The following is a 13,710-nucleotide window of genomic DNA, read 5'->3' as shown; positions in this document are numbered from 1 at the left end:
CAAGCGCGTGTCACGCCGGGTCCCGTCGGGGCCCGGTGTTGCGCATCTGCGACACAATTGCCGGAAAGCGTTTGCCGCATACGGAAATTGATGGACGTTGACGCAGGTTTCTCCTTACCTCCTGACCAAACCGGATATTCGAACTAATTCGAAGCCGCCAGGAGAGATGCCCATGCGTATGACCGCGTATCTGTTGTCTGCCGCTGCTACCGTCGCGCTCGCCGCGCCCGCCTATGCGCAGGACGTCCCGACGACGCAGCCCGAGGCGCAGACCGTACCCTCAAACGCCTCGGGTACGGCGGCGGGATCGGTCGACGCGCAGCAGCCGCCGGTCGCGGTCAACGACACGCCGCAGCCGGTCAACGCGGGTGACATCGTCATCACCGCCACCCGCCGCTCCGAGCGGCTGTCGAACGTGCCGATCGCGGTGTCCGCCGTCGGGCAGGCCGCGCTGCAGAATTCGGGCGCGACCGATATCCGCCAGATGACGCAGCTCGCGCCATCGCTGCTGATCTCGTCGACCGGTTCGGAGGCGAACGCCTCGGCGCGTATCCGCGGCATCGGCACGGTCGGTGACAATCCCGGTCTCGAAAGCTCGGTCGCGGTGTTCATCGACGGCGTCTATCGCAGCCGCACGGGGTCGGGGCTGAACGATCTCGGCGAAGTCGATCGGATCGAGGTGCTGCGCGGGCCGCAGGGGACGCTCGCGGGTCGCAACGCGTCGGCGGGCACGATCAACATCCTGACCAAGCTGCCGTCCTACCAGTTCGGCGGCTATGCCGACGCGACCTACGGCAATTACAACAATATCCGCATCGCGGGCGGGCTGACCGGGCCGATCATCAAGGACAAGCTGGCGTTCCGGCTCGACGGCGTGTTCGGCAAGCGCGACGGCTATTATTACGACGTCATCAACAAGACCGATTACAACGACCGCAACCGCTACTTCGTGCGCGGCCAGTTGCTGTTCGAGCCGAGCAGCGACGTGTCGGTCCGCCTGATCGGCGATTACACGCGGCGCGACGAGAAATGCTGCGGTGCGGTCTATATCGACACGCGCGAGAAGATCGACCCGACGCCCGGCGTCGCGGGCGACTTCGCGATCAACCCCGCGGGCAACCGCATCCAGCAGGTGATGCAGAGCATGGGTGCGGTGTTCCCGAGCCAGGGCGATCCGTATAACCGCCGCATCGCCAACACGCTGGGCCGCGCCTATTCGAACATCACCAAGGATTATGGCGGCTCGGGCCAGATCGACGCGAACCTGGGCTTTGCGCAGCTGACCTCGATCACCGCGTATCGCGAGTACAAGTCGGGCGGCGCGGCGGACATCGATTACGGCAATCTCGACATCGGTTACCGCGCGGACGACGGCAACAGCTATCGCCAGTTCCACACGTTCAGCCAGGAAGTCCGGCTGAACGGGTCGCTGTTCAACGACAAGCTCGACTGGCTGATCGGCGGCTATTTCTCGAAGGAAGACCTGGTCGTCGCGGACAATCTGAAGTTCGGGACGCAGTATGGCGCGTTCGCGGCGTGCCGGATCGTCGCGACGGTCAGCCCGATCGCGGCGCTGCGCAACCCCAACGCGCCGGGCTGCCTCGGGACGACGCCCGTCGCGGCGTTCGGCGGGGCCACCGGGCGGCAGGCGTTCGGCGCGAACTTCGGCCAGCTCGCGCAGCCGATCCTCGGCATGATCGACCGGCTGAGCGCGCTCAACAACCTGGGCGATCAGCGTTCGACCTATTACCAGGACAGCAAGAACTACGCGTTCTTCACGCACAACATCTTCAAGGTGACCGACAAGCTGTCGATCACGGGTGGTCTTCGCTACACGCACGAGCAGAAGGATTTCCACGCCGATTTCAACAACAACAACACGCTCTGCCCCGCGCAGCAGGCGACCGGCAGCCAGGTGTTCGCCGGGATCGCGGGCGCGCCCGGCCTGACCGCGGCGCAGCGTGCGCAGCTCAACCAGATCGTCGGCGGGATCGTCACGCTGACCTGCACGGGCAACTCGACCTCGGCGCTGAACGCGCTCGATCTCAACGACGGATTCAAGGAAGGCGAGTTCAGCGGCACGGGTATCGTGTCGTACAAGCCACGCACCGACACGCTGCTCTATGCGTCCTATTCGCGCGGCTACAAGGCGGGTGGCTATAACCTCGACCGGTCGGATCTGACCGCGAACGTCTTCGCGGCGCCGACCAATGCCAGCGCGAGCCGGCTGCGGTTCGATCCCGAGACGGTCAACGCGTACGAAGTCGGGCTGAAGTTCACGTCGAGCGACTTCACGTTCAACGTCGCGGGCTTCCGCCAGGAGTTCAAGAACTTCCAGCTGAACACGTTCAACGGCACCAACTTCATCGTCCAGAACATCAGCTCGTGCGACACCAGCCTCAATGGTGCGGATCGCGATGCGAGTGCGGCGACGGGCGCGTGCACCGGCGACGTGAAATACGGCGTCCAGTCGCAGGGCTTCGAACTCGAGGCGGGGCTGTTCCCGGTCCGCAACGTCGCAGTGAGCCTCGGCTACACATTCGTCGACACGAAGTTCAAAAACAACCTGGTCGGATCGGAGACGGGCGAGGCGCTCGACCCCGCGCTGTTCCTGCTGTCGGGCAACAACGTCTCGAACGCGCCGAAGCACACGGTGACGGCATCGACGACCTGGACGCCCGATCTGGGTTCGTCGGGGATCACCGGGCTGTTCTATCTCGATGGCCGCATGACGAGCGATTACAACACCGGGTCGGACCTGTTCACGGAGAAGACGCAGGACGGCTTCTTCCTGATGAACGCGCGCGTCGGCATCCGCGGGCCCGCGCAGAAATGGGCAATCGAGCTCTGGGCGCAGAACCTGCTCGACACCGACTACCAGCAGGTCGGATTCAACGCGCCGTTCCAGGGTGCGGGCAACCTCGACCAGGTCAAGGCGTTCGGCGGCGTGGGGAACCAGATCTTCACCTCGTACCTCGCCGAGCCGCGGACGTACGGGCTGACGCTGCGCACGCGGTTCTGATCGTTCGACAGGGCTAAGGGGAGGCCGGTCCGCTCGGGTGAGCGGGCCGGCCTTTTTTTGGCGGGGCTTTCGTTCACGTCCGTCATTCTGACGAAAGTCAGGATCCAGGATAACTCAGCGGGACGTTCGTGGCTCTGGATCCTGACTTTCGTCAGGATGACGCGGGAGGGCGTGACCGGACGGGGTTCGCACCCCCCCGGGGGTCAGGCGGCGATCGATTCGAGCGCTTCGCTTGCCTCGAGCCACTTGGCCTCGCTTGCCTCGAGCTTGGCGTTCACTTCGGCGCGGCGCTTGCTGAGGTCGCCCATCGACATGCGCGAGAAGCGCGGCTCGGCATTGGCCGGGTCGATCATCGCGCGGTCGATCGCGTTGCGTTCCTTGGTGAACTTGGCGGTCTGCTCCTCGACCTCGCGGAGCGCCTTGCGCAGCGCGGCGTCGTTGCTCTTGGCGTCCGCGGCGGCCTTCTTGCCCGCCTTCTTGTCGGCCTTCGACGCGGCATCGCCCTTGCCCGCGTCGCCCTTGAGCACGAACGCGATGTAATCGTCGAGGCTGCCGTCGAATTCCTTCGCGGTGCCGTCGTCGACCAGCACGAGGCGGTCGGCGGTCAGCTCGAGCATGTGGCGGTCATGGCTGACGAGCACGACGGCGCCGGTATAGGCGTTGAGCGCCTGGACCAGCGCCTCGCGCGCATCGACGTCGAGATGGTTGGTCGGCTCGTCGAGGATCAGCAGATGCGGCGCGTCACGCGTGATGAGCGCGAGTGCGAGGCGCGCGCGTTCGCCACCCGACAGCTTGCCGACCTTGGTCGTCGCCTTGTCGCCCGAAAAGCCGAACCGGCCGAGCTGGCCGCGCACGGCGGCGGGCGTCGCGCCCTTCATCAGATGCGACATATGCTCGATCGGCGTGTCGGTCGGGTCGAGCTCCTCGACCTGATACTGGGTGAAATAGCCGACCTTCATCTTGCCCGACGACGCCATCTCGCCGTCCATCGGCGTCAGCTGTGCCGCGAGCAGCCGCGCGAGCGTCGTCTTGCCGTTGCCGTTGCGCCCGAGCAGCGCGACGCGGTCGTCGGGATCGAGCCGCATGTTGAGCCGCTTGAGGATCGGCACGTCGGCATAGCCGACCGTCGCCATGTCGAGCGTGATCAGCGGCGGGCGGAGCTCGGTCGGGTTGGGGAATCCGAACGACAAGGTCGGATCGTTATAGCTCTCGGCGATCGGCTGCATCTTCGACAGCATCTTCTGGCGCGACTGCGCCTGCTTCGCGGTGGAAGCCCGCGCGGAATTCTTGGCGATATATTCCTGCAGCTTCTCGCGCTGCACCGCCTGGTTGGCGCGTGCCGCCTCGATCTGCGCGAGGCGCTCGGCGCGCTGACGCTCGAACGCGTCGTAGCCGCCGGGATAGAGCGTGATCTTGCCGCCCTGCAGATGCAGGATGTGATCGACGACGTTGTTGAGGAAATCGCGCTCGTGGCTGACGACGACGATCGTCGCCTTGTAGCTCTTGAGGAAGTCCTCGAGCCACATCACCGCTTCGAGATCGAGATGGTTCGACGGCTCGTCGAGCAGCAGCAGGTCGGGCTGCGAGAAGAGCAACGCGGCGAGCGCGACGCGCATCTTCCAGCCACCCGAAAAGCTGTCGAGCGTGCGCGCCTGCATCTCCTCGTCGAAGCCGAGGCCGAGCAGGATCTGCGCGGCGCGCGCGGGCGCGGTGTAGGCGTCGATCGCGATCAGCCGCTCGTACACGTCGCCGAGCCGATCGGGATCCTCGCTCGTCTCGCTCTCGAGCATCAGCGCGGCGCGTTCGAGATCGGCCTCGAGCACGGTCTCGAACGGGGTCTTCACGCCGTGCGGCGCTTCCTGCGCGAGATAGCCGATGCGTGCGCCCTTGGGCATGTCCGCGGAGCCGTCATCGGGTTCGAGCTGGCCTGCGATCACGCGCACCATCGTCGACTTGCCCGCGCCGTTGCGCCCGATCAGCCCGACTCGGCTGCCCGGCGGCAATGCGGCACTGGCGCCATCGAGGATAACGCGTCCGCCAAGGCGCACCGTGATATTGTTCAGGTTCAGCATGGCCGCGGGCGTTAGCAGATGCAGCACGGTTTTACGAGGGGGCGGGGTGAGGGGGGCGGGCTCATACCCGGTCAGCCCGGTTGCTTTCGCCCACGGACGCCGCCCCACGTTTGCCGTCATCCTGACGGAGGTCAGGATCCAGAGTTACGGGCGGGGGCGGTTGGGGCTCTGGATCCTGACTTTCGTCAGGATGACGGGGGTTTTTGCAGGTCGGGTCGCGGGGTTTGGATTCTGCAACGGGCCGGCTTGGGTGCTTGGTTCGCGGCGGCCGCCCCACGCTTGTCGTCATCCTGACGGAGGTCAGGATCCAGGGTTACGGGCGGGGGCGCTTGTGGCTCTGGGTCCTGACTTTCGTCAGGATGACGGGGGTTTTGCTGGTCGGGTTGCCGAGTTTGGATTCGCAGCGAGCCGGCTTGGTTGCTTGGCCCGCGGCGGCTGTCCCACGCTTGTCGTCATCCTGACGGAGGTCAGGATCCAGGGTTGCGGGCGGTGGGGGTGGGGCTCTGGATCCTGACTTTCGTCAGGATGACGGGGGTTTGGATGGTCGGGCTGCGGGTGTGGATTCGCAACGGGCGGGCTTGGTTGCTTGGTTCGCCGCGGCTGTCCCACGCTGGCCGTCATCCTGACGGAGGTCAGGATCCAGGGTCGCGGGCGGGGGCGCTTGCGGGTCTGGATCTTGACTTTCGTCAGGATGACGGCGGGGGATGGATCAGTGGACGAAGCGTGCCACGACGTCGCGGTAGGAGCGCGAGACCTTCACGCTCGCGCCCGAGTTCAGCACGAGGAAGCATTCGCCGTTGGTGTGCGGCTTGACCTGCTTGACGAGGTCGAGGTTGACGATCGTCGAGCGGTGGACGCGCTGGAAGCGGCGCGGGTCGAGGCGCTTTTCGAGGTCCTTCATCGTCTCGCGCAGGATCAGCGTGTTGTCGCCGGTATAGATGCACATATAGTCGCCTGCCGCGTCGATCCGCTCGATCGTGTCGACGTCGACGCGGAAGATCTGGCCGCGATCCTTGATGTTGATGAGCTTTTCAAAGCGGTTGGCAGAGACCGCGTCGCCGTCGGGCATGTCCGCCGCGGCATCGGGGGCGACGTCGGCGAGCACTTCGCGCAACCGGTCGACTTCCTCGACGCCGCGCTTTTCCGAGAGACGCTGGCGGACGCGCTCGATCGTGTCGGCGAGCCGCGATTCCTCGACGGGCTTCATCAGGTAATCGACCGCCTGCGCCTCGAACGCGCGCAGCGCGTGGTCGGAATAGGCGGTGACGAAGACGAACAAAGGCGGCTCGACCTCCATCAGCCCTTGCACGACGGAGAAGCCGTCAAAGCCCGGCATCTGGATATCGAGGAAGACGAGATCGGGCTTGTGCGTCTTGATCGCACGAATCGCCTCGCGGCCGTTCGAGCATTTTTCGATGATCTCGACGTCTTCATGCGCCTGGAGGCGCAGTTCGAGCCCCTGGATCGCCAACGGCTCGTCGTCGACGAGAATGGTACGGATGGTCATGCGGCCTCTCTGTTCACGTCTTCAAGCTGATAGGGAATCTCGATCTCGACCGAGAAGCCCCCAGCGGGCGTGGAGCGGGTTTCGAAACGATGGTCGGGCCCATATGCCTGCACCAACCTGTCTCTAATATTAGCGAGCCCCACGCCGGTGGAAAGGCTTGGACTGATCCGGCCATCGATCAAGCCCGGTCCGGTATCGGATACGGCGATCTGCACCCGTTCCCCGGCCAGCCGCACGGTAACACAGATTTCCGCGCCCTCTTCCTGCGGCGTGACCGCATATTTGATCGCGTTCTCGACCAGCGGCTGGAGCAGCAGCGACGGCAGGCGCGCACGTTCGGCGCGCGGATCGATGTCGAACTTGGGGCGCATCCGGTCCTCGAAGCGCATCTTCTCGATCTCCAGATACAGCTTCAGCTGGTCGACCTCCTGCGCGACGGTGACGTGCGCGGTCGGCTCGTTCGCCAGCGTATAGCGCAGGAACGACGACAGCCGCGACAGCATCGCGTTCGCGCGCTCGGTCTGTTTGAGCAGCACCAGCGTCGAGATCGAGTTGAGCGTGTTGAACAGGAAATGCGGATTGAGCTGATAGCGCAGCATCGCGAGCTGCGCCGACGACGCCTGGTTCTCGAGATGCTCCATCTGGTCGATCTGCTGCTCGACGATCAGGTAGAAGTTGATCCCGAAATACAAGGCCGACCAGCCCGCCAGCGTGACGAAGTTGAGGAACACGAAGCCGAGCATCCGCGTGATCGTGATCCCGGGCGTTGCGGTCTGGATGAACGAGAAGGAAAAGGCGTCGAGCACCGCGTAAAGGAAGGTCGCGGCCGCCAGCGTCGCGATCGTCAGGAACAGCCCGATCAGGCGCGGGATGCGGCGATAATAGCCGTACATCGTCGAGAGCAGCAATGTGATGCAATAGCCGACGATCGCCTCGATGATGACGGGGATGATCGAGGTCAGCGTGAGCCCGTTCGACACCGACGAGACGCCGCGCAGCATGAGATAGCCGCTCCACCCGACCGCCTGCAGCGTCCAGAACGCGCGCGCCTTGTTCTCGAAGAACGGCCGCGCCGAAAAGGGCAGGCGCGGCGTCGTGCCGGGATACGCGGCAGGCGGCGCGGCGGGGGTCTTGCCGGCGGCGGTGCCGGGGGGCGGGGCGGGAGAACTGGCCATGATTGGCCGCGGTCTTACACGGCGGCGGCGGCGCGCGCAAAAGGGCTTGGGGGTATTGGTGTTTTTCGCGGACGGCGTGTGGCGCCGGGGGGATCGGTGGGGGGCTGGTGGAGGGCGGACACGAAAAGGCCGCCGTTCCCGGGGGAACGGCGGCCTCATGACCGGTCAGGCCATCGCGACGCTTAGAAGGTGAAGCGCGCGCCGAGACGGATCAGGTAAAGCGATCCGTTGAACACCGGCGACACGGCGGTCGCAGGCTCACGGAACGACGAGTAGCGATACTGGGCGCAGGTCTGGCCTGCGTTCGCGTTGGGGACAGCCGTGGCACCCGTCGGGGTCGCAACGGCAAGGCACTGAACCGTGACGACCGATGCGGTGGACGGGAAGGCGAGCTGACGCAGGCCGCCCCACTTGCTGTTGAGCAGGTTCGGCAGGTTCTCGATATCGCCGAACAGCGTGACGCGCGACTTTCCGATGAAGGTCGGAACCTCCTGCTCGAGGTGGAGATCGATGCGCGTGAAGGCGCGGCTGCGGGCAATGTTGCGACCCGCGATCCGGCCGCGATACTTGTTCAGCTCGGTGTTGCTGATGAGGCCCTCGAGCTGCGTCTGCGTGTTCGCGTTGTCGTAGCTCACGAGCGGATCATTGGCGCCGGTCGGTACGTAGAGCAGATAGCGGTTGTTGTTCGACAGCGTGCCGAACACCGGGCTGCGCGCCGACGAGCCGTTCGACGCCTGATCGATCATCGTGAAGCTGTAGTTGCGGCCCGCACGCGTCTCGCCGAACAGCTGGATCGCGGTACGATAGTCGCCGAAGAACGCGTGATCGAAGCCGATATTATACTTGAACGCCCAACGCGTCTCGTCGTTCGAGCGGCCATAGGCGGCGAAGTTCGGATCGACCATCGCGCCGTTGCCGTAGTTCGACAGCGCGGTCGACGAGGTGGCGGGCGTCGCGTCCTTCACGTCCTGCCAGGTGTAGCTGCCGCCGAGCGACAGGCCCCAGTCGAACGTCTTGGCGGCGCGGACGTCGAACACATGGCCACGACCGCGGTCGGTGTTGCCGAGCACGATGTCGGTGTTCGTATCGGTGAAGCTGATCCCGCCGGCGCTGGTCCGAGCGGCATAGCGTGGGCGACCATCGGGCAGGCGCCCGATAACGACCGAGCGTGCGTCGCTGAACTGAACCTGCTGGATGACCTGCGAGTAGATGTAGTCGGCGCCGAACTGGATGCCGAACAGGTCGTAATCCGCGGACAGCGTCGCCTTGAGCGTCGACGGGAGGTCGAAGCCGGGCGCGATCGCGTTCACCGGCGCGGTCGACAGCGATCCGGTGTTGGTCGACAGGAAGCCCGACAGCGCCGCCGGGATGGCCGCACCGTTGACGTTGTTGAGCGCGGCGTCGCCAACCGCGAGCGGCTGGTTGTACCCCGACAGGCCACTGACGTTGCGCGTCAGGTTCACCTGGTTGGTGACGACGCCGGTGTTCGAGAAGCTGTTCGACAGATAGACGTCAGGGGCGCCGCCCGCGAACACGCCTGCACCGCCGCGCAGCTTCAGGCCCGAAACGGGGGTCTTGAAGTCGAAGCTGATGCGCGGCTGGAACGCGCCGAGACCCTTGAAGGTCTTGGTGTTCGTGAAGCCGACGCGGCTCTGGAAGTTGGCGTTGGCGGGAACGCGGCTCTGCATGTCGTACAGGTCGTAGCGCGCGCCATAGGTCAGGTTCAGCGTATCGCTGACGCGCCAGCTGTCCTGCACGCCGAACGTGTACTGCTGATACCCGAAGTCCGCGGCGGCGTCGGCCGTGTTGAGCGAGACCGCATCCTGATAGGTGACCGAGTTCGCCCGGCGCGCCTGGAAGTCGGCGAGCGAGTCGAAATAATAGTTACCGGCTGTGTTCTGCAGGAACAGGTTGTTGATCGTGACATGCGCGAATTCGCCGAGCAGGCGGATGCTGTGGTCACCGGCCGTGACGTTGGCCAGCGCCGAGCCGCCGAACGTCTCGGTCGCGAAGGTGTTCGACTGGCTGGCGCTGTCGGGACCGAAGGTGATGATTGGGGTGCCCGTGCTGCACGTCAGCTGCCCGCCGGCGCTGCCGACCGAGTTCGGATCGAGGCAGACGCGGAACTGCGCGAAGTCGTTGCCGCGCAGCGGGTCACGCGTACGCGTATAGCGCTTGTAGGTACCGCGGATTTCGGTCGAGAAGGTGTCGCTCCAGTCCGAGTTCAGCTGCGCGATGCCGGCACGGAGCAATTCGCCGAGCTTGTACCCGTTCGAATCCAGCGAGAAGCCGGGGGTCGCGTTGTTGACGGAGTTGCTGCCGCTGACGACGAACGAGTCGAACGCGTTGACGTAGGACAGAGCGAGCTTCTGGCCATCGGTGATGTTCCAGTCGAGCTTGCCGACGATCTTCTCGTCCTTCTGCTGCGCGATCGTCAGGATCTGGCCGGCGTCATAGCCATAGACCGACTGCGCGATGTTGGCGACGTTGGTCACCTGCGCCTCGGTCAGGAAGCCGGTGCCGAACGGCACCTGCGACGGCGACGACACGGTCAGCGGGCGCGCTTCGGTGTTGCGCTCGGCCGAGACCATGAAGAACAGCTTGTCCTTGATGATCGGGCCCGACAGCGTTGCGCCGTAGGTCTCGGACTTGAAGCTGGTCGCGGGGCGCTTGAACGACCCGATCCGCTCGCCGTACAGCCCGTCGGTGTTCTGCGAATAGAAGCCCGTGCCGTGGAATTCGTTGGTGCCGGACGCGAGCGTGGCGTCGATCGCGCCGCCCTGGAAATTGCCCTGGCGGAAGTCATACGGTGCGATCGAGACCGAAACCTGCGCGATCGCATCATACGGGATCGGGCCGCGCGCGGTCGGGCTGGCATCGGGGTTCAGACCGAAATTGTCGCTGACCGAGACGCCGTTGATCGAGAAGCGGTTGAAGCGCGGGTTGCTGCCAGCAAAGCTGACGGCGCGGTTGTTCGACAGATCGAGCGTGGCGAACGGGTCGCGACGCTGGATGTCGCGGATGTCGCGGTTCACCGAGGCGACCTTGGCGATGTCGCGCGCGCTGAGCACCGTCTGGGGGCCGTCCGACGAGGTGCCGGCGCCACGGATCGACGACGCGGTGATGACGATCTCTTCGCTCTCCGCATTGCCGCCCGCTGCGAGTTCGATGGGGAGATCGAAGGGCTGGCCGATGACGGTGTAGATGTCGGTGACGCTGCTGTTACCCTGCGCCGACGTGACGTCGACGGTGAAGGGGCCGCCCGACCGGAGACCGGTTGCCGTGAACGTGCCGTTCGCGTCGGTCGTGGCGGTCGAGCGCGAGCCCGACGGGACATGGGTGATCGTGACGGTTGCCGCACCGACGGGCGCGCCCGCCGACTGAACGGAGCCGCGGATCGTGGCGGTCGTCTCCTGTGCCGATGCGGCCATCGGTGCGATCAGCGCAATCGCCGCCGCACCCAGGAAAAGGTTGTTACGCATTAGAAATGTCCCCTTTGAGCTTTTGCTCGAGATCCGCGACGTGTCGTTCGGTCAGCCGCGCCCCTGCGCCCCAAATATTTCGGTTCCATGACATTGGCGAGTCGCGAGTTGCACGCGATGCACTCCGTCATATTGCGTTGCAAAAAAGCCACGCTCGCGCGCCGATCACGCGCGGATGGAACCAATCTCGATCAAGTGCGTGACGCGCGACGCTCAGGCGGCGGCGACGATCGCGGCCCATTCCGCCTCGGTGATGACGCGGATCCCGAGGTCGGTCGCCTTTTTGAGCTTCGACCCCGCGCCGGGGCCGGCGATGACGAGGTCGGTCTTGGCCGAGACCGACGCCGCGACTCGCGCGCCGAGCAGCTCGGCCTGCGCCTTGGCCTCGTCGCGGCTGAGCGTCTCGAGGCTGCCGGTGAAGACGAGCGTCTGGCCCGTGACGTCCGAATCGCGCGCCTCGTGGACGACGTCGAGCGGGGTCACCTCGCGCAGCAGGTCGAACACGACCGCGCGGTTGTGCGGCTCGGCGCAGAAGCCGATCAGCGCGTTGGCGACCTCGGGACCGACGCCCGCCGTCTCGATCACGCCGACGAGCAGCTTGTCGCGGCGCAGGACATATTTGCGCTCGGGCTCGCCGATCACGGGCGTGATGCTGTGGTAGAGGAATACCGCGCGGCGCAGCATGCTGCCGAGCGCCTTGGCCGAGCGATAGCGGCGCGCGAGGTCGCGTGCGGTGATCTCGCCGACATGGCGGATGCCGAGCGAGAAGAGGAAGCGGTCGAGCGCGATCTGGCGGCGCGCGTCGATCGCGGCGATCAGCTTGGCCGCCCAGACGCGGCCGTCCTTCTTGCGCGCGACGAGCTGTTCCTCGGTCAGGCGGAAGATGTCGGCGGGCGATTCGATCAGCCCGTCGCGGAAGAACGCCTCGACCAGGGTCTGGCCGAGCCCGCCAATGTCGAAGGCGTGGCGCGAGGTGAAGTGGATGAGCCGCTCGACGCGCTGTGCGGGGCAGATCAGCCCGCCGGTGCAGCGATAGACGACCTCGCCCTCCTCGCGCTCGGCGGCCGACCCGCACTCGGGGCAGAGCCGGTCGAAGACATAGGCGGGGCGATCCTCGGCGGCGGTCAGGCTCTCGACGATCTGCGGGATGACGTCGCCCGCGCGCTGGACGAGGACGCGGTCGCCGACGCGGACGCCGAGCCGCTCGATCTCGTCGAAATTGTGCAAGGTCGCGTTGGTGACGACGACGCCGCCGACGGTGACGGGGTCGAGCCGCGCGACCGGGGTCAGCGCGCCGGTGCGCCCGACCTGGATGTCGATCGCGTTGAGCGTGGTCTGCGCGCGCTCGGCGGGGAATTTGTGCGCGATCGCCCAGCGCGGCGCGCGCGCGACCTGGCCGAGTCGCGTCTGCCAGTCGAGCCGGTCGACCTTGTACACGACACCGTCGATGTCGAAGGGGAGCTCGGCCCGGCCCGCCTCGATCGCGCGGTAGATGCCGAGCGCGCCCTGTTCGTCCTCGACACGCGCGAAGGCGTCGGCGACCGCGAAGCCCCAGGCGCGGAACTGGTCGACGATCGCGGACTGCGTCTCGGCGGGGACGGCGCTCGCCTCGCCCCAGCCATGCGCGAGGAAGCGCAGCGTGCGTTCGGCGGTGATGCTCGCGTCCTTCTGGCGGAGCGAGCCGGCGGCGGCGTTGCGCGGGTTGGCGAACTGGCGCGCCTCCTTGCCGGTCTGTGCGGCGTCCGCGAGCAGGCGGGCGTTGAGCGCGGCGAAGTCGGCCTTCGCCATATACACCTCGCCGCGGATCTCGAAGACCGCGGGGAAGGGGGCTTTCCGCCGAGCGTCTGCGGGATGTCGGCGATCGTGCGGACATTGGCGGTGACGTCCTCGCCGACCTGGCCGTCGCCGCGGGTGAGCGCCTGGACCAGCCGGCCGTCCTCGTAGCGCAGCGAGCAGGACAGGCCGTCGATCTTGGGCTCGGCGGTGAGCGCGACGGGGGCGTCGTCGGCGAGTTTCAGGAAGCGGCGGACGCGAATTAAAAACTCGGCGACGTCCTCATCCGAAAAAGCATTATCCAAGCTCAGCATAGCTTTGGCGTGCGGAGCCTTGGCGAGGTGCGCTGCGGGAGATCCGGCCACGACCGAGGTGGGGTCAAAAAGATCACGAAGGTCGGGATCTTTTCGTTCTATCTCGCGCAACTGCAGCTTTAGATTGTCATACTCAGCATCGGTTATCGTCGGATCGTCGTGAACGTAATACCGATCGTCATGGGTTTTGATCTCATGCATGAGCCGGGAATGAGCGGCTTGCGCTTCGGCGGGCGGTAGCGGGAGGTGACGCGTTTCAATCTTTTTGCGCCGTGTTTGACGTTCCGCCATTTTAAGTCAGCTTACCTGTTGTCGGGTTGAATACTGCTGCGCGAAGCAAGCCCTCGGTTAAAGGTGGGCTTGGA

Annotated in this window: 5 protein-coding genes and 1 pseudogene; 1 reads left to right on the top strand and 5 read right to left on the bottom strand. The window is 65.7% G+C overall.

Annotated features, from left to right (window positions below; translation table 11 throughout):
* The first annotated feature begins 172 nt into the window (after positions 1-172).
* A complete protein-coding gene (locus QP165_RS08100; RefSeq protein WP_333995034.1) occupies positions 173-3,022 on the top strand; it encodes a TonB-dependent receptor in 2,850 nt (949 codons plus the stop codon).
* Positions 3,023-3,225: 203 nt separating this feature from the next.
* Here the strand turns inward: QP165_RS08100 and QP165_RS08095 are convergent, their stop codons facing one another.
* From QP165_RS08095 to ligA, 5 genes and pseudogenes are all read right to left on the bottom strand, one after another.
* Positions 3,226-5,094: an ABC-F family ATP-binding cassette domain-containing protein gene (locus QP165_RS08095; protein WP_056017052.1), complete on the bottom strand. Its 1,869-nt coding sequence runs from the start codon at positions 5,092-5,094 to the stop codon at positions 3,226-3,228.
* Between the two features lie 709 nt (positions 5,095-5,803).
* Positions 5,804-6,601 (bottom strand): LytR/AlgR family response regulator transcription factor, encoded by a 798-nt coding sequence (locus tag QP165_RS08090; protein WP_031393111.1) that lies wholly within the window; start codon positions 6,599-6,601, stop codon positions 5,804-5,806.
* Positions 6,598-7,776 (bottom strand): sensor histidine kinase, encoded by a 1,179-nt coding sequence (locus QP165_RS08085; protein ID WP_082445778.1) that lies wholly within the window; start codon positions 7,774-7,776, stop codon positions 6,598-6,600. Before QP165_RS08085 ends, QP165_RS08090 begins: the two co-directional genes overlap by 4 nt.
* A gap of 182 nt (positions 7,777-7,958) precedes the next feature.
* Positions 7,959-11,258: a TonB-dependent receptor gene (locus QP165_RS08080; RefSeq protein ID WP_333995029.1), complete on the bottom strand. Its 3,300-nt coding sequence runs from the start codon at positions 11,256-11,258 to the stop codon at positions 7,959-7,961.
* Positions 11,259-11,471: 213 nt separating this feature from the next.
* A pseudogene (ligA, locus tag QP165_RS08075) lies at positions 11,472-13,546 on the bottom strand (NAD-dependent DNA ligase LigA).
* Positions 13,547-13,710 lie beyond the last annotated feature (164 nt).

This window comes from Sphingomonas sp. 22R3R2A-7 (genome assembly GCF_036856055.1).
Classification (GTDB): domain Bacteria; phylum Pseudomonadota; class Alphaproteobacteria; order Sphingomonadales; family Sphingomonadaceae; genus Sphingomonas.
The sequence above is the reverse complement of the archived record's forward strand: the minus strand, read 5'-3'. Positions and strand labels throughout refer to the sequence as shown.